This window comes from Pseudomaricurvus alkylphenolicus, from assembly GCF_011683955.1.
Classification (GTDB): Bacteria; Pseudomonadota; Gammaproteobacteria; order Pseudomonadales; family Cellvibrionaceae; genus Pseudomaricurvus; species Pseudomaricurvus alkylphenolicus.
Window position 1 is genome coordinate 15,531 of record NZ_JAAQPI010000019.1, and the last position, 18,217, is coordinate 33,747.

Here is an 18,217-nt window from a genome sequence, read left to right on the forward strand (position 1 = left end):
CCGAGGTCTCAAAAAGTAACGACATGAAACGTGCGCTGATTCTGGTACTTGACTCTTTTGGCATCGGATCCACCGAGGATGCGGAGCGCTTTGGCGACGCAGGCAGCAATACACTGGGCCATATCGCTCAGCGTTGCGCGCAAGGGCAAGCTGAAGAGGGGCGCACGGGCCCATTACGGTTGCCAAATCTGACTCGTCTTGGCTTGATGCACGCTGCAAAAGAAAGTAGCGGCCGGTTTCCCGAAGGCTGCGATACCAGCGCAGATGTGATGGGTGCCTACGCCCACGCCAAGGAACTCAGCAGCGGTAAAGACACCTCCAGTGGCCATTGGGAAATGACCGGTGTGCCCGTCAAGTTCGACTGGGGCTATTTTACTGACAAACAAGACAGCTTTCCCGAGGCGTTGCTCGACCAATTCGTTGAGCGCGCTAAGCTTCCCGGCGTGCTTGGCAATTGTCACGCCTCCGGCACAGAGATAATTGCCCGCCTGGGCGAAGAGCATTGCCGCACCGGCAAACCGATTGTGTACACCTCCGCCGACAGCGTGTTTCAGATTGCCTGCCACGAGGAGGCGTTCGGGTTAGAGCGATTGCTGGAGATCTGCCAGATTGCATTTGATCTGCTGGAGGACTACAACATCTGCCGCGTCATTGCACGACCGTTTGTTGGCGCGAACGCGAGCCAGTTCAAACGCACCGGCAACCGCCGGGATTTTTCCGTCAAACCGCCGCAGCCGACATTGCTCGACAGTTTGATTGAGCATGATCGGCAGGTACTGGCGGTTGGCAAGATTTACGACATTTTTGCCGGCCAGGGTGTCAGCGAAAAAATCAAAGCCTCCGGATTGGAGGGGCTGTTTGATGCGACTCTGGAAACACTGTCGCGGGCGCCGGACCAGAGTCTGGTATTTACCAACTTTGTCGATTTCGATTCCGAGTACGGGCACCGCCGTGATGTAAACGGTTACGCTCGCGCGCTCGAATATTTTGATCAGCGATTGCCTGAGTTGTTCAACGCCATGGGCGAAGAAGATCTGGTGGTTTTCACCGCCGACCACGGCTGCGACCCTACCTGGAAGGGCAGCGATCACACGCGTGAACACGTGCCCATACTGGTCTACAGTCACCAACTGGAAAAGCTCGGTCTGACACCGGGTTCACAAGGACGAAGAGAAACTTTTGCAGACATCGGCCAGACATTGGCCAATTATTTTAATTTGCCGGCCCTGGGTTACGGCATAAGTTTTACTGAAGAGAGAGCAGGTTCATGACACCACACATTAATGCCGCCAACGGAGACTTCGCAGAACTGGTTCTGATGCCCGGCGATCCGCTGCGAGCCAAATATGTTGCAGAAAAGTTTCTGAGCGACGCCCGCGAAGTGACCAACCTTCGTAATATGCTGGGTTTTACCGGCAGCTATCAGGGGCAGCGTATTTCCATTATGGGCTCCGGAATGGGAATACCCTCGGCCTCGATTTATGCCAAGGAGCTGATTACGGATTATGGCGTTAAAGAGATTATTCGTATCGGCTCCTGCGGCTCGGTAAGCCCCGATGTGAAGCTGCGTGATGTGGTGATCGGCATGGGGGCCTGTACCGATTCCAATGTTAACCGCATCCGTTTTAAGAACCACGATTTTGCCGCCATCGCTGACTATGGTCTGCTGGAGCGTGCGGTAAATGCCACTCGCGCCATGGGCCTGAACGCGCGTGTGGGCAATGTATTTTCCGCCGATTTATTTTACACCCCCGACCAGGACATGTTCGACGTGATGGAGCGTTACGGCATCCTGGGTGTTGAAATGGAGGCCGCTGGGCTCTATGGCGTTGCTGCCGAGTTCGGTGCCAAAGCACTGGCGATCTGCACCGTGACCGACCTGATTCGAACCCACGAAGGCTTGTCTGGCGAGGCGCGTCAGAACTCTCTGGATGACATGATTGAACTGTCTCTGAAAACGGCGGTGGGTGACAAGTGATGGCCGAGAATAGCAAGGTAGAGGCGCTTGATGCCTCACAACCCCCGGAGCTCAAAGAAGTAAGCCAACACAGCGCGGCTGAACATCCGCCCTTGTTGAACCCGGGAACGGATCTGAACCTGGAGTGGGTGACCGATATTCGGGTTAATCAAAGTGCGGTTGAACGCCGTTGCGCGACACTTAAAACCCGCCGTTCCCTGAAGAAAGACTGGCAGGCTGCCTGGTTGCTTAAAGCGGTCAGCTGTATCGACCTGACCACATTGTCCGGTGACGATACCGAAGGGCGTGTGCGTCGGCTGTGTTCGAAGGCCCGCCACCCCCTGCGTCAGGATATTGCGGAAGCTCTGGGCGTTGAGGATCTGCACATCACCACCGGTGCGGTCTGTGTGTATCACGCCATGGTGGAAGAAGCGGTAAAGGCTCTGCGAGGCACCAATATCCCGGTAGCCGCTGTGTCCACGGGATTCCCCGCTTGTTTGGCACCGCTGGAAACCCGCTTGCGGGAGATCGAACTTTCCGTTGCCGCCGGGGCCACCGAAATTGACATTGTGATCTCCCGTCGCTTTGTACTTAACGAAGACTGGCAGGCGCTCTACGACGAGGTCAAAGCCTATCGTCAGGCCTGTGGCCATGCCCATATGAAAACCATTATCTCCACCGGTCAGCTGGCAACCCTGAACAATGTCGCCAGGGCGTCCATGGTGTGCATGATGGCCGGTGCGGACTTTATTAAAACCTCCACCGGTATGGAGACCGTCAACGCCACTTTGCCCGTGAGCCTGGTGATGGTGCGCATGATTCGCCGCTATTTCGAATTAACCGGATATCCCGTTGGTTTTAAACCTGCAGGTGGTATCAGCACTGCCAAAGACGCGTTGGTGTATTTGGTGATGATAAAGGAAGAGCTGGGTAACGACTGGCTTAACCCGGAGATGTTCCGTTTCGGAGCTTCCAGCCTGCTTGGAGATATTGAACGACAGCTGGAGCACCACATCAGCGGCCGTTACTCCGCAGCACACCGTCACCCCATGGCCTGATTCACGCGCACCGGAATTCCACTATGAGCATTGCAGAAATTTTTGACACCATGAGCTACGGACCAGCCCCGGAGAGTACCAGCCACGTTGAGGCGTGGTTAGAACAACACCAACAAGGATTTCAGTTATTTATTAACGGCGAATGGGTAAAACCCGCACAAGCCGAATCCTTCGACAGTACCAATCCCGCCAACGGCGAACACCTGGGCACCTTGGCCCAGGGCGGTGAGTCCGACATCGATGCCGCCGTAAACGCCGCACGGGCGGCACAGTCCGAATGGTGGGCCTTGGGTGGCCACGGCCGCGCCCGTTACCTCTACGCCATTGCGCGCCTGCTGCAAAAGCATTCCCGCCGCCTGGCGGTGCTGGAATCGTTGGATAATGGCAAACCCATTCGCGAAACCCGCGACATTGATGTCCCCCAGGCCGTGCGTCATTTTTATCACCACGCCGGTTGGGCGCAATTGCAGGAATCTGAACTGGGTGATTTCGAAGCCCTGGGTGTGGTCGGGCAGATTATTCCCTGGAACTTCCCCTTGTTGATGCTGGCCTGGAAAATTGCACCGGCATTGGCGGCCGGAAACTGCGTGGTTTTAAAGCCGGCCGAGTACACCAGCCTGACGGCGATGATGTTTGCCGAACTTTGCCAGGAGGCGGGTCTGCCGCCCGGTGTGGTTAACATTGTGACTGGTGACGGTCGCACTGGCGCATTCCTGGTGGATCATCCGGACGTTAACAAGCTCGCCTTTACCGGCTCTACCGAAGTGGGTCGTCAGATTCGCGAACGGACATCCGGCAGCGGTAAACACCTGACCTTGGAGTTGGGCGGCAAGTCTCCGTTTATCGTATTCGATGACGCTGATCTGGATGGTGCCGTTGAAGGTCTGGTGGATGCCATCTGGTTTAACCAGGGCCAGGTGTGCTGCGCGGGCTCTCGCCTGCTGGTCCAGGAAGGCATCGCTGACCGGCTGTTGGAAAAAGTCAAAACCCGCATGGAAACCTTACGAGTGGGAGATCCCCTCGACAAAAACACCGATATCGGTGCGATTGTCGATCCCTCTCAAAAACAACGCATCGATTCTTTGGTACAGCGGGGTGTTAGCGAGGGCGCTATTCTCTGGCAGCCCGAACAGTTGTGCCCGAGCGAAGGCTGTTTTTACCCACCTACATTGTTAACCGAAGTTGAATCGAGCAATGTTGTCGCCAGCGAAGAAATTTTTGGACCGGTATTAAGTGTAATGACCTTCCGTACTCAGGCGGAAGCAATTGCGCTGGCCAACAACACCCGCTACGGTCTTGCTGCCAGCATCTGGTCAGAAAACCTGAACAGGGCGCTGGATGTTGCGCCCCAGGTCAAAGCCGGTGTGATTTGGGTAAACAGCACTAACCAATTCGATGCCTCCTGTGGTTTTGGCGGTTACAAAGAGTCTGGTTTTGGTCGTGAAGGTGGTCGTGAGGGCATGTACGCCTATTTGAAAGATAAAACCGGAAGCGAGCCGAAAGCCACGAAAAAGTCTGCAAAAGCAGCCAAGAAAACGCCAAGCCAGAGCCTGCCCGGCATTGACCAGACTGCCAAGTTGTATATCGGTGGCAAGCAGGTGCGCCCGGACAGCGGTTACAGCCTGCCGGTACTGGCAGCGGATGGCGCCCAGGCCGGCCTGGTCGGAGAAGGCAACCGCAAAGACATTCGCAATGCTGTTGAGGCGGCATTTAAAGCCGGCAGCTGGAGTAACAGCAACGGGCACAATCGCGCACAGATACTATACTTTTTGGCTGAAAACCTGACGTATCGGGAACAGGAGCTGGCCAGGCGGCTGGTTAACCTTACCGGTGTCAGTGACGCGCAGGCTGTTCGTGAAGTTCAAGCCAGTGTGGAAAGATTGTTTTTCTATGCGGCCTGGGCGGACAAATATGATGGTGCAGTGCATCAGCCACCTATCAAAGGTGTGGCGCTGGCGATGAATGAGCCCCTGGGTATTCTGGGCATAGGTTGCCCCGACGAGTCGCCGCTGTTGTCGATGGTGTCGCTGTTAGCCCCGGCCGTGGCCATGGGTAATCGCGTGGTACTGGTGCCTTCCCGTGAACACGCCCTGATAGCGACGGATTTTTATCAGCTGTTGGAAACCTCAGATGTGCCTTCCGGGGTTATTAACATCGTCACCGGTGAGCGCGAAGAATTGATGAAAGTGTTGGCCGAACATAACCAGGTGGATGCCATCTGGTATCAGGGCGACGCAGATGGCAGCGCCATGGTGGAAGCCGCATCGGTCAGTAACTTGAAACGCACTTGGGTGAATCGTGGCCGTCAGATCGACTGGCTCGCCAACGATGATGGCCAGGGCAAAGAATTTCTGCGTGAAGCCACGCAGGTTAAAAATATCTGGGTTCCCTACGGGGATTCCATTTAGCCGTCAGAGAGACATGTAGGTTTATCAATAACAAAAGCAATCACACTTTACTGAATTGTCTGAGGAGATTACGCCATGACAACCCAGGAACATCTGTTAATTAAAAACGGCGTACGCCGGGGCACTCTGGCCGCCGCTGTACTCGCCACCACCCTGACCGGAGGAACTTCGGTCGTTGCCCAGGAATTGGCGCTGGAAGAGGTGATCGTTACCGCACAGAAACGCGCCCAAAGCCTGCAGGATGTACCCGCATCCGTGTCGGCGATTTCTGCTGAGAGCAGCCGGGACTTTCTCGGTAGTGGTGAAAATATTCGCGCTCTGGCCGGCCGGGTGCCCAGCCTGCAAATCGAATCATCCAACGGTCGCCAGTCACCGCGTTTTTACATTCGCGGTCTGGGTAACACCGATTTTGATGTGAACGCCAACCAACCCGTGTCCATGGTGATGGATGATATCGCGCTGGAAAATGCGATTCTCAAGGCCATTCCCATGTACGATGTACAGCAAATCGAAGTGCTGCGTGGCCCCCAGGGAACCCTGTTTGGTCGCAATACGCCGGCGGGTATTGTGAAGATCGATACTGTTCGCCCCACCTTTGAAACTGAAGGCTATCTGCAGGCCTCCTACGGTGAGCGCGGCAACCGCAGCTTTGAAGGCGCGATTGGTGGCGGCTTGTCAGAAAGTGTCGCCGCGCGTTTCTCATTCAAGTACCTCGGCCGTGACGACTGGATCGATAACAATGCAGATGGCTCGGAAATCGGCGGCTTTGACGAATATGCCTATCGCTTGCAAGTGTTGGCCAAACCCAGCGAAAATTTGACAGCACTCGTTAAACTGCACGCGTTCAAACAGGATGGCGACACGCCTCAGCCGTTTTATGCCAACGCCCTGGAAGTGGGCAAAGAGGGTGTGCGTTCCGGTTTTGATCCTGAGGACTTGACCCAAGACAGTACCACTGACGGCGAGATCGACCACGCCGGTGGTGCCTTGACCCTGACTTACGATGCCGAAGACTACACCATTGTATCCATCACCGGTTACGACACTTTGGACAGCTTCTCTCGGGGGGATATTGATGGCGGTATCATCGGTGGCCCGGAGAATATCGGCCAGCTGGGATTCAATGCCTTCTTTGGCGTGGCCACAGGTGATGGTCTTTCAGATCATTATCAGTTTAACCAGGAACTGCGCATTTCTTCTCAGCAGGACAACTGGTTCTACCAGGCCGGTCTGTTCTACTTCAAGGAAGACCTAACGGTAGATAACGTGGACTTCGACCCAAGTTCCAACGCGCAAACCGCGATTACTTTTACCGAGCAGGAAACCACTTCTGCCGCCATTTTTGGTCAGGTGGAATATAGTCTGAGTGAAGATTTGAAGGTGACGGCCGGTTTACGTTACACCGAGGACGACAAGGAGCTTGATGTGGTCCCTGGAACCGGCTCTTTTGCGCTACCTGCGAGCATCGAAAAAGACGACAGCTACGTTAACTGGGATCTGGCTCTGACCTACGACATGAACGAGGATTGGACGCTGTTTGGTCGCGCGGGTAATGCCTCCCGCGGTCCGGTGACCATTGGTCGCTTTGGTTTTACCAGTGAGGCAGATACCGAGACGCTGACCTCCATCGAGTTCGGCTTTAAAGCTACTTTGCTCGACGGCCGTGCCCGTTGGAATACCACGGTCTATCGCTACGAGATTGAAGATCAGCAGCTGACCGCTACCGGGGGTGAGGCCAACACCAACTCTCTGCTGAACGCCGATGAAACGGTGGGCCAGGGGCTGGAAACAGACTTGGAGATTCTTGTCAGTGAAAATTTCCGTATTAACGCCAACCTGAGCTACAACGACTCGGAAATTCGTGACAGCAGTCTGCGTGATGATCTTTGTGGATCCACGCCCCAGTGTACCGGTAAAGACCCCGTCGTTGGCACACGTGACGGCTTTTTCGGCGAGGTCACCGAAGTGTCCATTGACGGTAATCCGCTGCCACGTGCACCGGAGTGGATCGCCAATATCAATCTTTGGTACGGTGTGGATATTGATGCAGGGCAGCTCTACGCATCTACCGACTGGAACTATCGCTCGGATTCCAACATCTTCTACCACGAATCGGTGGAATTTGTTGCAGACTCCCGCTGGATTGGCGGTGTGCGTTTGGGCTACAAGAATCCCGAAGGCAATCTGGATGTTGCACTGGTCGGGCGGAACGTTACGGATGAGATCGCCGTGGATGGAGCGCTTAACTTTCTTAACCTGACGGCTTTTGTTAACGAGCCACGCTACTGGGGAGCGGAAGTTCGCTATGAGTTCGACTGATCTTCAGTCGCAAGAAATCCGGGGTTTGCACCCCGGATTTTTTTTGCGCGCGATAACACTGGGGGCGTTGCTGAGCCTGTTCGCGACCCAGCCCAGCTGGGCCGGTAAACAAAAAGTGGATCTGATCGTTTATGGTGACTATCTGGTAACCATGGATGCGGATCAACCGAAGGTGATTGAGCAGGGGGCTGTGGCGGTTAAAGGTCGAGACATTGTCGCCGTGGGTTCGGCAAAAGGCGTTGATGAATCCTATCGGGCACGGAAAAAACTGCCCGGTAAGAACCGTGTATTGATGCCGGGACTGGTCAATGGCCACACCCACACCGCCATGACACTGTTTCGTGGTATGGCGGATGACCTGGAGCTGATGGACTGGCTCAATAACTATATTTTTCCCATGGAAGGCCAGTTTGTAAATCCGGAGTTTATCAAGGTCGGCGCAGAGCTGGCCTGCTGGGAAATGATTCGTGGCGGTGTCACCAGCTTTGTTGATATGTACTTCTATCCCGATGTAATAGCCGAAGTGGTCGAGCAATGTGGCCTGCGGGGGGTACTCGCCTCACCCTCTATCGACTTTCCCAGTCCGGGCTTTAAAGGCTGGGATGATTCTTTTGCGGCGGCTGAGGCCTTTATTGGTCGTTGGCAGGGGCGCCATGAGCGTATTATCCCCGCGTTTGCGCCCCATGCTCCCTACACGGTATCACCGGAGCATCTGCGTCAGGTTGTGGAGGCGTCTCAGCGTTTAAAAGTACCGGTAAGCATGCACGTCGCGGAAACAGAGTCGGAAGTGCAACTGATTCAGGAACGCTACCAGCGCACACCGGTTCGCCATATTGCCCATCTGGGCATGCTGGAGCTGCCCTTGATCGCTGCTCATATGGTGCACCCGGACGCCGAAGAAATGGCTATGTTGGCGGGCAAGACAGTGGGCGCCATTCATAATCCCACTTCCAATCTCAAACTGGCTTCAGGTATCGCCCCGGTGCCGCAGATGTTGGAGGCTGGTGTATTGGTGGGCCTGGGTACCGACGGTGCGGCCAGCAACAACGATCTGGACTTGTGGGAAGAGATCCGCCTGGCAGCCTTGATTCACAAGGCCAACAATGGCGACCCAACACTGATCCCTGCCTACAGCGCTTTGACTATGGCCACCCGTATGGGTGCGCAGGCGGTGGGTTTGGGCGAGATAACCGGCCAACTCAAAGCCGGCATGCGTGCCGATATGATTCAAGTGGCCTTGGACAGCCCCCGGGTGGCGCCTCTTTATAATGTGATTTCTCACCTTATCTACGCAACGGATAGCCAGGATGTGGTCACCACCATAGTTTCAGGCCGTGTACTGATGGAGAATGGTAAAGTCCTGAGCCTGGACGCTGGAAAGGTGCGGGCAGCGGCCAGGGCCAAAGCCCGGGAAATTTCCACTGCGCTCGCCCCTGTGGCAAATTAGCCGCTGCTGACAAATCTGCCTGTCGACACCATAACTTATCAACAACGCCAGTGAGAAACAGTTGGGTCGGCAGGCAAACGGCCAAGCTCTACAGTGACGCCATCAGGTCGTTCTGCTGATGCGTGCGCTTGCCGTAATTGTTCGAAAGAACATAACTGTATTTACGATAGAGGCCGCTGACACGCACCGGCTCACCGTTTAGCAGCACCGGCTGGAAACGAGAGGCCTTTAACGCTCGAATGGATGAGTGAACGAACAATTCAGAGCCATTGACGGACACCAGTTCCACATCACTGGGGGCTCCGGATTCATCGATGGTGTACTTGAGCATGACGCTGCCCTCGCGCTTGCGGAAGAGTGCAATGGAGGGATACTCCGGTTGAACTTCCGTTACTTCAATGACTTCTGTCACCCCTTTGGCTAAATCAGCGGCGCTAATCTCGGCAGCGGAAATACTGAGCGAGGCAAAGCAAGAAGCCACAAAAGCAGAAATTTTCAGCAAGTTTTTCATATTTGTTCCTCCGACACACCAGTCCCTGGAGCGTGCTAATGGTTCGATTTGTTATCTAATGAAAGCGATGCATTACATTGCATACTCAAAGTATATACATCGGATTCGCGAGTTATATGAAATATTTATTACACGCTGCATATTTCATACTTTTGTAACATAAGCAATGTAAGACATCGGGATGTATATACAAAAGATAGACATCTGTTGGAGAAAAGCAGCAGTATGAACATGCCAAGCGTTGATCAGGAAAGCAGCATAAAGAAGGGGTCTGCAAAGTCCGAAAAGACTTCAAAGAAAGCAGTCAAAAAAGACAGCCAGCTGATTATTCGTATCAATAAAGAGCAGCGAGATACGTTTGTCCGGCTTTGTGATGAAATGGACACCAGTGCGGCCAGAGAAATTCGGCTGTTTATTCGCGAATTTCTCAAGCAGCACGATCATTCGTGAGTCGCACATCCGTCAATGGCGTATGGAAAGCAGAGATTCTTTCAATGCGTCAGAAACATAAACCTGGTCCAGAAATCGCTCGGCGGCTTCCGCATCCTGCCGCCACAAATTGCGGAAGCGTATTTTGGTGGCCTCGTTGCGATATTCGTCTGAGCTGATGCTGTTAATCAGTGGCGCCAGGTCGAGATCAGTGTATGTGGTCTGTCGCACCATCGACGTTAAGGTCTGGTCCCGGCTTTCGCTCTCCTCCAGATTGACCGCCCATTCAACAGCACTGTGCCGGTCGTAGCGCAGCCACTGTCCGAGACCGGCATCCATCGCTTGCTGTCTGGAGTTGGGATCAGACAGCGTTGTGGCCCAGCTCACAGCGCTGGCGGGGTCCTGCTGCGCCCATCGGCTCACAATGGTGAGAGCCGCGTTGGTATGTTCCGCCTGGTTTTCGAGGGTTTCAAAGATTTGCACACTGCGGGCGGTATCCGTGGCCGCGCTGACCTGCAAAATTCGATCAATAGCCTGGCTGTAGTAGGGTTCTTGCGCAAATTGACTGAGCCAGCTGAAGGCCCCGTCAATATCGGTTGTTGCTTTGATGCTGCTTAATTCAGTCACCCACTGCTGACGCTCGTGGTTGGGTAACTCGACCAGCAGCTGCTCCGCAAACTCCGGATCCTGGCGAACGACGGTCTGAGCAATACTCTGCATGGCTCCGGAATATTGACGACCCTCCAGCTCACGGATCCAGTCAACAGCTTCCCTGGGGTTTGCGCGAGCCCAGTTGGCGGCGAGATTTCTCACGGTGTTGTCCTTGACGGAGCCTTCGGGAAGATAGCTGAGGTACTGCGTGGCGCGGCGAGCGTTTGAGTTTGCCATCTGGCCAATAATGGATTGCAGTGCCCGGGTTTGTTTCATGCCCGAGGTATTGCCTAAAGCCAGCTCAATCGCTTTGTCCGGGTCTTGCTGAGCCACACTGCTAATCACGTTTTGAATCGAACTGGCTTTCATATGATCCGGCAGCTGATCGGCCCATGCCATGGCTTCGTGGGGATGTTGTCGGGCATATTGATGGCTGAGGGCGGAGATAACCCGCTGTTTCGTCTGAGGGTCTTCCAGGGCTGCGGCAGCCGCAACGGCGCTGTGTATATCCTGGGATGCCCACTGACTGAAGATGGTTGTTGCCGCCCGCTGCCGCGTTCTGCCTTCCAGCGCATTCAGGTGTTGCAACGCCAGTTCGGGCTGGCTCCCCGCAATGACCTGCAGCACTGCGCGGATATTGTTCTGGCGGACATTGGCGTGAGTTTCCCGCAGTGCATAGTCAAGTGCCTCGCGGGGCGACTCCGATGCCCACTGGTTGAGCAGCTGCTGTTGCAGTTGTCTGCGTAAAGGTAATTCGGGAATGGCTTGCATATAATCGAGCGCCTGCCTGGGATTGTGTTTTGCCAGTTCACGGCCGATGCGGAACAGGCTGTCGCGGCGTACGTTGACATCGGCAATGGCCAGCGCCTGTCGAATGCTGTCTTCAGGATTTGTGCTTGCATTAGCCAATAGGCTAATGCTGGAAAAGCGGCCGATGTTACTGTGCCGCAGCAGACGGTTGGCGATGTCTTGCAGTAATTGCGGTTGGCGATTGCCGTAGGCAGCCAGAATGGCGTCACTGGCCAGTTTCTGTTGTCTGGCAATACGCAGATTGTTGGCGCTGGCGATGGCCGCGTTCAAATCTACTTTGGCCCAGGAATTGAAAATTCCGTAGATAAGATTGTCCGCAATATCCAGTTGTTTGGCATGGAGGTGATTTAACGCCGCTCGCGGATCTATTTCGCTGTATCTGGAATAGAGAATCTGCAGCGCTGTTTTTCGTTCATCGGGATAGAGCAGGGCTTCAGCCTGGTCGATGTACTGGTGCAGCTGGTCGACATCAGCGCGGCCTGCCATTACGTACAGAGCCTCAGTCTGCATAAAGTCGTGGGGCAAAGTGAGAATGTCAGCAACAGAACTGACTCCCCGAAATTGTGACTCGCGTTCGTGTTCGGCGTCCTGCAGGCTTATGGTGTTGATGCCGACAGCGGGCGCGGCAGTAATTGGGGACGAATCCGTCGTTGGACTCTCCTGAGAGAACAGGCCATCCGGCTGCGACTGCCAGGCGCTGAAGGGTGAGAGGACGGCCAAACCAAAGCCGCTTGCCAGGCTGGCAGCGACAATAGCTAGCGTGGTTATCTTATTCATAGTTGCATCCTGCAATTGCCCTGGAGGTCCATCTACACGATCATTCAGGTGTCAGCTCAACCGCCGCACCGATTCCCGTTCAACCAAATCCACATCCATTTTGGTAGACCTCGCTGTGGAATCCGGCGTGTTGATCTTGCGCGTAAGAATGGCCACTGCCTCCGCGCCGATCGCCTCGATGGGTTGATTAATGGTGGTCAGTTTGGGAGACACCAGAGTGGACCAGGGGATGTTATCGCAACCCATAACGGAAATGTCCTCCGGCACATGCAGCCCGTTCTCCTGCAGCGCACTCATGGCCCCGATGCCGATCAGGTCATCGGCACAGATCACCATGGTGACATCCCGGGCCAGCAGTGCCTCGCGGGCCTCATCAGTCAGTTCGGTGGAGAAAGGCACTTCCAAATCCCAGACGATGTCCAGCTTGCCCTCTGCACCCTGCAGAAAGCCCTTGCGCCGCTCGCGGGCGGATTCAATGTTCTGCGGACCGGCCAGAAGACCTACCCGGCGGTGGCCCATCTCGTAAGCGTATTCAGCCTGCATGCTGGCGCTCTTGATAAAGTCACAGTGAACGCTGTCGTAGCCGTTGAGTTCAACCAGATCCAGCAACACCAGAGGGCAGTTCAGGGTCTTAAGGTTAACCGGCATCTCCTGACCCATGGGGAACCAGATAATGCCGTCCACACCCTGCTGCACCAGCAGCTCAAAACCCTCCGGCTCGGATTCCACTTCATTCTGGCAGTCTACCAGCAGTACCGCGTAGCCCTGCTGACGGGCAGCGCTTTCTATTTTCTGGGCCAGGTGTGGGAAGTAAGGTTTGGTCAAATCCGGCAGGATCATGCCGATGGACTTGCTCTTGCCCGTACGCATGGCCTGGGCCTTGCGATTGGGGCGGTAGCCGAGTTCCTTAACCGCGTCCAATACCTTTTGGGTCATTTCCTTACTGACGGAACCGCGCCCGGTCAGCACGTAGGAGACGGTGGCGACGGAAACGCCCACCTTGTTTGCGACATCTTTCAGGGTGGCCATGGCTGCTCAAGTAACCGCTTGGAATGAAGGTGTTTAACTTAACATGAGCGTTTGTTAAGTTAAATATTCACTGGAATCCTTGATCGAATTATTGCGGAAACGATGTTCTTATAGCCAGTTCAACTCAATGGAGATAGGGCAGTGATCGCTTAACCGCTGAGCCCGCTCACGCTGGTAGGGCTCGCGGTACAGCAGCTGGCGGAAGGACTTGGGCACATAGCGAGTTTGAGCCCTGGTGCCCAACAGGATGTAATCGATATATTGCCGGTGGCGCCCGCCCCAGCAGCGGGACTCTTTGTTCAAGGCAGGCGTCCACAGGGCCTCGGCCCCCGAATCGTCCAGGGCCTGCCACAGCCCCTCCCGTTCGCCGTATTCGCGCTCCACATCCGTCGTTAGCTGGCGATTAAAATCCCCTAATACGACAAACGCCTGTCCCTCGGCAGCGCGTCGGTCGATCCAGCGCTCAAGGGGCTTAATCTGCTCACGCAGTCGGTCACAGGAGCGGCGTCGATAACGTTGCTTGCTGCTGACAACCGGCATTTTATCAATATCCTTGGGCGCCAACGACTCGCGAAAACAGCCGGACTTCAAATGCACGGCTAACAGCCGCAGGGAGTCCCGCGCACCGGAAAGCGTCAGATCCAGACCATAGCGCAGATTGCCGGTATCCAGTGCCCTGTACTCTCGCCAGTGCCTTTGCAGAGGCAGCGACTGGCGCACCGCAAACCCCACCCGTTGCGACGCATCCCGGCTGGAAAAGTAATAGTCGTAGCCGCTGCCCAGAACCTTGCTCGCCCACTTGGCATTCTCGACTTCCTGCAGTGCGATCACATCCGCGTTCAACTCGCTCGCATAGCGGCTGAGCTGGCGATAGTCGTGCTGACGGCGTTTGTTATTGGGATCGGACCCCAGCCAGGCGAGGTTCCAGCTGGCGATACGCAGCTTTTGGGCTGAAGGATTTTGAGACTGAGCGGTGTCTGCGTTTGCCTCTGGTATGACAAGAGACAGTGTCAGCAAACAATGGAGTATCAAGGTGTGGCACTTGGGTATAGTTATCACGCTGCATGCCTACCTGGTTTGCAGCCGATACTGCTTGGGCGATACTCCCTGCCAGCGTTTGAACGCGTGGGAAAAGTTGCCGGTCTCACTGTACCCGAGCATTTCGGCAATTTGCTCTACTGAGACGTCTGTTGCCAGATAATCCAATGCCAGCTGATGGCGGATTTCCGTCAGCAGTTTCTGGTAACTGCTGCCCTCGTTATCCAGATGTCGGCGCAGGGTTCTTACGGAAAACCCCAGTTTTTCAGCCACTTCCTCAACGCTTGGAAAATAGCCGGGTGTGGCCACCAGCGCTTCTCGCACGCTACAAATAAACGTGCCCTGTTGACTGAGCTTGTCGAGCAATTTACGGCACTGTTCGCGACAGTAAGCAGAGGTTTCCATATCCCGTTGTGGCAAGGGACGACTCAGCAGTTCTTTGTCGAACAGAACTTCGTTGCGAAAGTGCCCCAGGGTGACCGGACATTCAAAATAGTCGCGATAGGCACCCAGGTGTTCGTGGGCGCTATGCATCAGACGTACCCGTATCGCGTTAAAATCGTCCAACCCCAGCAACACCTGAGAGTTGGCGACGGCAACAATGTCCCTGTCACAGAACATCTGCAGCAAATCGGCAGGCAGAGGGTAATTATGGCTAAAGGCAAAGCCTGCAACATCGCCCTCTTCAAATCGCTCGGTGCAGAAGTGGGTAAAGGTAAGGGCACCGTAATCAGAAGCCAATTGCAGCGCTTCGCCCACCGTTTGAGCGCTCAGAACCGCATAGCCAAATAACCCATAGCTCTCCAGGCGGTAGCTCAGTCCTAGTTTGATCCCCAGTAAGGGATCGCCGCTGAGCCGCAATAGATTGCGATGAAAGGTGTACTCCTGCTGTTGGGTGATGCCCTGGTCCGGGTCTTCAAGCCTCGCCAGACTGAGCCCGGTGCCCTCCAGACAGGCTTCAGGGCCAAACCCCAGAGTCCTCATCATCTCCAGAGCGGGGCGTACGGCCTTAATATGGTGGGCCATCTGAGCAGGTGTCAGGTTTTTGATTGCCATGGGCAAAGACTATAGCACTTGGCCGTTTTTCACAACTGATGGCCGCTGGCCACATTCCTCCAATGGGGGGGTGGATCTACACTGGGTTTCACAATGATCGAGTTCAGCGTTTGATTTTGTCCGGGAGACAACTATGGAAGCAAAAAGAAACCCATCGGTGGTGATTATCGGCGCCGGTATGACCGGCATTCTGATGACCATTAAGCTCAGGGAAGCAGGCATCACCGACATCACTCTCCTGGAAAAATCCGACAGGATTGGTGGTACCTGGCGGGAAAATACCTACCCCGGGGTTGCCTGTGACGTGCCCTCCCATATGTATACCTACTCATTTGAGCCCAACCCCGAGTGGAGCAACGTGTTTGCCCGTGGCCACGAGATTCAGCAGTACTTCCAGAAAGTGGCGGACAAGTACGGTGTGAGTGAAAAGGTGCGCCTTAACGAGGCAGTGATCTCATCGGTTTATAAAGACGGCAAGTGGACGGTAAAAACCTCCAAGGGCGATACCATCGTGGCTGACTTTGTGGTTTCTGCCACCGGGATTCTGCACCACCCGGCCAAACCGGATATCCCCGGCATCGACACCTATGCCGGCACTATGTTTCACACCGCCGAGTGGGACCACAGCATTGACCTGCGCGGCAAGCGCATTGGTGTTATCGGTACAGGTTCAACGGCCGCGCAGGTGATTCCCGAGTTGGTTGATATGGGTGCAGAGGTATCCGTATTCCAGCGTACTCCCCAGTGGATCTTTAAGATTCCCGACGGTCTCTATTCTGAAAAGATGAAAGAGCGTTTCCGCCAAAACCCGAACATGATGAATCGTCGCCGGGTCTGGTTTACCCGCAGTCTGGAGCACATCTTTACCAAAGCCGTGATTGGCCGCAAGGTGCAGCGCAAAATCATGGAGTGGGGGTGCAAGCTGAACTTGAGATTCAGTGTCAAAGACCCTGAACTGCGTAATAAGCTGACGCCGGATTACCAGGTGGGCTGCAAGCGCCTGATCATCAATAACACCTTTTACAAGGCGATTCAAAAGCCCAATGCACACCTGATTACCGAAGGCATTGAGCGTATCGACGAAACCGGTATTCACACCAAAGATGGCCAGCACCACGAACTTGATGTGATCGTCCTCTCCACTGGTTTCGATCCCACCGCCTACATGCGACCGATGAATCTGGTGGGCAAAGAAGATTTGAATATTGATGATGCTTGGCGCCATAAAGTCAGGGCCTACCGTTCGCTGATGGTGCCCAACTATCCGAACTTCTTTTTGATGCTGGGACCCAATACACCCATCGGCAACTTCTCCGTGATCGCCATGAGTGAGGTCCAGAGCCAGTACATCATCAAGCTGATCAATCGCTGGCGAGAGAATCTGTTTGACGAAGTGGAAGCCACAGAAACCGCGGTGGACCGATTTATGGCTTACATCAAGGCCGGTCTCAGTAGCACTGTTTGGGTGGGTGGCTGTAAGAGCTGGTATCTGGACGCGGACGGTGATCCGATCCTGTGGCCCTACACCTGGGGCAAATGGGTGAAGGAGATGGCGGAGCCGAATCTGGCGGACCTGTCGACGCGACGTGTGGTTGCAGCACCTGCGATTGCGGCAGAGACCCAGCCGATGGCCAGGGGAAAAAAGCGAAAAGAAACCGTGACGGCTGAATAATGGCAATGGTCGATATAATCAAAATATTTCTGTCGGCGGTTTGGAGTTTACTCACCAACGGCAAACGCGTTGCGGGCAGAAGCCTGCGCACGGAACTGCTGTTTCGAATCTCCAAGGGTTTACTGAAGGCAGCGCAACACCATCCACCTCAATGGCTGCGACGGCGTCAGGCGCTGATGAAGCTCTACTCACCCCTGCAGCGCAAGGTAGACTTTATTCACACTGATATTGCGGGCGTTCCCTGTCAGTGGGCGAGACCGCGTAACTCCCTGCAACCGGAGCGGGTGCTGGTCTATTTTCACGGCGGCGGTTACGTAATCGGATCCGTGGATGGCTATCGTAATACCCTGGCGCATCTGGCAATGGAATCCAATGCCTGGGTATTGGGGGTGGACTATCGGCTGGGGCCGGAGCACAGGTTCCCGGCGGCGCAGGACGATTGTCTGACCGTTACTCAGACCATATTGCAGCAGTTTACAGAGATACCCGTAATACTCGGTGGCGATTCCGCGGGAGGCGCATTGGTACTCGCTACTTTGCAGTCACTGGCAACCACTGACATAGCCACCACGCCTGCCGCTGCGATACTGATCTCCCCCTGGGTCCAACCCAACGCCAGCGAAGGAAGTATGATTGGCTGCGAAAGTACCGACCTGTTGGATCGGGGTCTGATCAAACAGTGGTATTCACTCTATATGGGTGAAGCCGCCAAGAATCATCCGCGTGTGGACTTTTCCAATTTCGATCCCTCGCTGCTGCCAGCCACTTATATTCAGGCAGGGGGTTCAGAGATTTTTATCGACCAAATCCGGGCGTTTCATCAAAAGTTAGAACGATATCACGTGCCTGTGGAGATGGATGTTGTGGAGCATCAGTTTCATGTCTACCAGACGTTTGTACCAGTACTTAAAGATTCCGCAGCGGCATTGGCGCGACTGGGCCGGTTTGTTCAAACGGTAGATGCCAACAGCTCAAGGCGGCAATTAGCAAAGTCGGCATAAGTGGAGCGGCAAACACTAAGTGCCCATCCAGAAACACTACTTGGGAATTTTTAT

The 18,217-nt window shown here is 54.8% G+C and carries 14 protein-coding genes; 9 read left to right on the plus strand and 5 right to left on the minus strand.

What is annotated here, in order from left to right:
- The first annotated feature begins 23 nt into the window (after positions 1-23).
- From HBA55_RS31415 to HBA55_RS31440, 6 genes are all read left to right on the plus strand, one after another.
- Positions 24-1,271, plus strand: coding sequence for a phosphopentomutase (locus HBA55_RS31415; RefSeq protein WP_166999707.1), 1,248 nt, complete (start codon positions 24-26; stop codon positions 1,269-1,271).
- Positions 1,268-1,978: a purine-nucleoside phosphorylase gene (deoD, locus tag HBA55_RS31420; protein ID WP_166999708.1), complete on the plus strand. Its 711-nt coding sequence runs from the start codon at positions 1,268-1,270 to the stop codon at positions 1,976-1,978. Before HBA55_RS31415 ends, deoD begins: the two co-directional genes overlap by 4 nt.
- The gene (gene deoC, locus HBA55_RS31425; protein ID WP_166999709.1) at positions 1,978-3,015 is read left to right on the plus strand and encodes a deoxyribose-phosphate aldolase; all 1,038 of its coding nucleotides are present in this window, start codon (positions 1,978-1,980) and stop codon (positions 3,013-3,015) included. The genes deoD and deoC overlap by 1 nt, the downstream gene beginning before the upstream one ends.
- A 23-nt stretch (positions 3,016-3,038) precedes the next feature.
- Complete coding sequence (locus tag HBA55_RS31430; protein WP_166999710.1) at positions 3,039-5,423, plus strand: aldehyde dehydrogenase family protein; 2,385 nt, start codon at positions 3,039-3,041, stop codon at positions 5,421-5,423.
- 75 nt (positions 5,424-5,498) lie between these two features.
- Positions 5,499-7,742: a TonB-dependent receptor gene (locus HBA55_RS31435; protein ID WP_166999711.1), complete on the plus strand. Its 2,244-nt coding sequence runs from the start codon at positions 5,499-5,501 to the stop codon at positions 7,740-7,742.
- The gene (locus tag HBA55_RS31440; RefSeq protein WP_166999712.1) at positions 7,729-9,189 is read left to right on the plus strand and encodes an amidohydrolase family protein; all 1,461 of its coding nucleotides are present in this window, start codon (positions 7,729-7,731) and stop codon (positions 9,187-9,189) included. The genes HBA55_RS31435 and HBA55_RS31440 overlap by 14 nt, the downstream gene beginning before the upstream one ends.
- Positions 9,190-9,277: 88 nt before the next feature.
- Here HBA55_RS31440 and HBA55_RS31445 read toward each other — a convergent pair whose 3' ends face one another.
- Positions 9,278-9,700, minus strand: coding sequence for an energy transducer TonB (locus HBA55_RS31445; RefSeq protein WP_166999713.1), 423 nt, complete (start codon positions 9,698-9,700; stop codon positions 9,278-9,280).
- A gap of 225 nt (positions 9,701-9,925) precedes the next feature.
- Here HBA55_RS31445 and HBA55_RS31450 point away from each other — a divergent pair, with 225 nt between their 5' ends.
- Positions 9,926-10,150, plus strand: coding sequence for a hypothetical protein (locus HBA55_RS31450; protein ID WP_206020068.1), 225 nt, complete (start codon positions 9,926-9,928; stop codon positions 10,148-10,150).
- Positions 10,151-10,162: 12 nt separating this feature from the next.
- Here HBA55_RS31450 and HBA55_RS31455 read toward each other — a convergent pair whose 3' ends face one another.
- The 4 genes from HBA55_RS31455 to HBA55_RS31470 all read right to left on the minus strand — a co-directional run bounded on the left by HBA55_RS31455 (position 10,163) and on the right by HBA55_RS31470 (position 15,490).
- Positions 10,163-12,367 carry a hypothetical protein gene (locus tag HBA55_RS31455; protein WP_166999714.1) on the minus strand — a complete coding sequence of 735 codons (2,205 nt, stop codon included), beginning with the start codon at positions 12,365-12,367 and terminating at the stop codon, positions 10,163-10,165.
- 51 nt (positions 12,368-12,418) lie between these two features.
- The gene (locus HBA55_RS31460) at positions 12,419-13,396 is read right to left on the minus strand and encodes a LacI family DNA-binding transcriptional regulator (protein ID WP_166999715.1); all 978 of its coding nucleotides are present in this window, start codon (positions 13,394-13,396) and stop codon (positions 12,419-12,421) included.
- A gap of 108 nt (positions 13,397-13,504) precedes the next feature.
- Positions 13,505-14,455, minus strand: coding sequence for an endonuclease/exonuclease/phosphatase family protein (locus tag HBA55_RS31465; protein ID WP_166999716.1), 951 nt, complete (start codon positions 14,453-14,455; stop codon positions 13,505-13,507).
- Between the two features lie 9 nt (positions 14,456-14,464).
- Positions 14,465-15,490 (minus strand): AraC family transcriptional regulator, encoded by a 1,026-nt coding sequence (locus tag HBA55_RS31470; RefSeq protein ID WP_166999717.1) that lies wholly within the window; start codon positions 15,488-15,490, stop codon positions 14,465-14,467.
- A 133-nt stretch (positions 15,491-15,623) separates the two neighbouring features.
- Between HBA55_RS31470 and HBA55_RS31475 the strand changes: the two genes are divergently transcribed.
- Both HBA55_RS31475 and HBA55_RS31480 read left to right on the plus strand, forming a co-directional pair.
- Entirely contained in the window at positions 15,624-17,162 is a 1,539-nt protein-coding gene (locus HBA55_RS31475; RefSeq protein ID WP_166999718.1) for a flavin-containing monooxygenase, read from the plus strand.
- 5 nt (positions 17,163-17,167) lie between these two features.
- Positions 17,168-18,163, plus strand: a complete 996-nt coding sequence (locus HBA55_RS31480; protein WP_166999719.1) for an alpha/beta hydrolase — start codon at positions 17,168-17,170, stop codon at positions 18,161-18,163.
- The last annotated feature ends 54 nt before the right edge of the window (positions 18,164-18,217 follow it).

What these genes read in the sequence shown, in the direction of transcription:
- HBA55_RS31475 (WP_166999718.1), top strand. Translation starts at nt 15,624, where the DNA reads ATGGAAGCAAAAAGAAACCCATCGGTGGTGATTATCGGCGCCGGTATG.
- HBA55_RS31430 (WP_166999710.1), top strand. Translation starts at nt 3,039, where the DNA reads ATGAGCATTGCAGAAATTTTTGACACCATGAGCTACGGACCAGCCCCG.
- HBA55_RS31460 (WP_166999715.1), bottom strand. Translation starts at nt 13,396, where the DNA reads ATGGCCACCCTGAAAGATGTCGCAAACAAGGTGGGCGTTTCCGTCGCC.
- HBA55_RS31470 (WP_166999717.1), bottom strand. Translation starts at nt 15,490, where the DNA reads ATGGCAATCAAAAACCTGACACCTGCTCAGATGGCCCACCATATTAAG.
- HBA55_RS31480 (WP_166999719.1), top strand. Translation starts at nt 17,168, where the DNA reads ATGGTCGATATAATCAAAATATTTCTGTCGGCGGTTTGGAGTTTACTC.
- HBA55_RS31450 (WP_206020068.1), top strand. Translation starts at nt 9,926, where the DNA reads ATGAACATGCCAAGCGTTGATCAGGAAAGCAGCATAAAGAAGGGGTCT.
- HBA55_RS31440 (WP_166999712.1), top strand. Translation starts at nt 7,729, where the DNA reads ATGAGTTCGACTGATCTTCAGTCGCAAGAAATCCGGGGTTTGCACCCC.
- HBA55_RS31415 (WP_166999707.1), top strand. Translation starts at nt 24, where the DNA reads ATGAAACGTGCGCTGATTCTGGTACTTGACTCTTTTGGCATCGGATCC.
- deoD (WP_166999708.1), top strand. Translation starts at nt 1,268, where the DNA reads ATGACACCACACATTAATGCCGCCAACGGAGACTTCGCAGAACTGGTT.
- HBA55_RS31445 (WP_166999713.1), bottom strand. Translation starts at nt 9,700, where the DNA reads ATGAAAAACTTGCTGAAAATTTCTGCTTTTGTGGCTTCTTGCTTTGCC.
- HBA55_RS31435 (WP_166999711.1), top strand. Translation starts at nt 5,499, where the DNA reads ATGACAACCCAGGAACATCTGTTAATTAAAAACGGCGTACGCCGGGGC.
- deoC (WP_166999709.1), top strand. Translation starts at nt 1,978, where the DNA reads ATGGCCGAGAATAGCAAGGTAGAGGCGCTTGATGCCTCACAACCCCCG.
- HBA55_RS31455 (WP_166999714.1), bottom strand. Translation starts at nt 12,367, where the DNA reads ATGAATAAGATAACCACGCTAGCTATTGTCGCTGCCAGCCTGGCAAGC.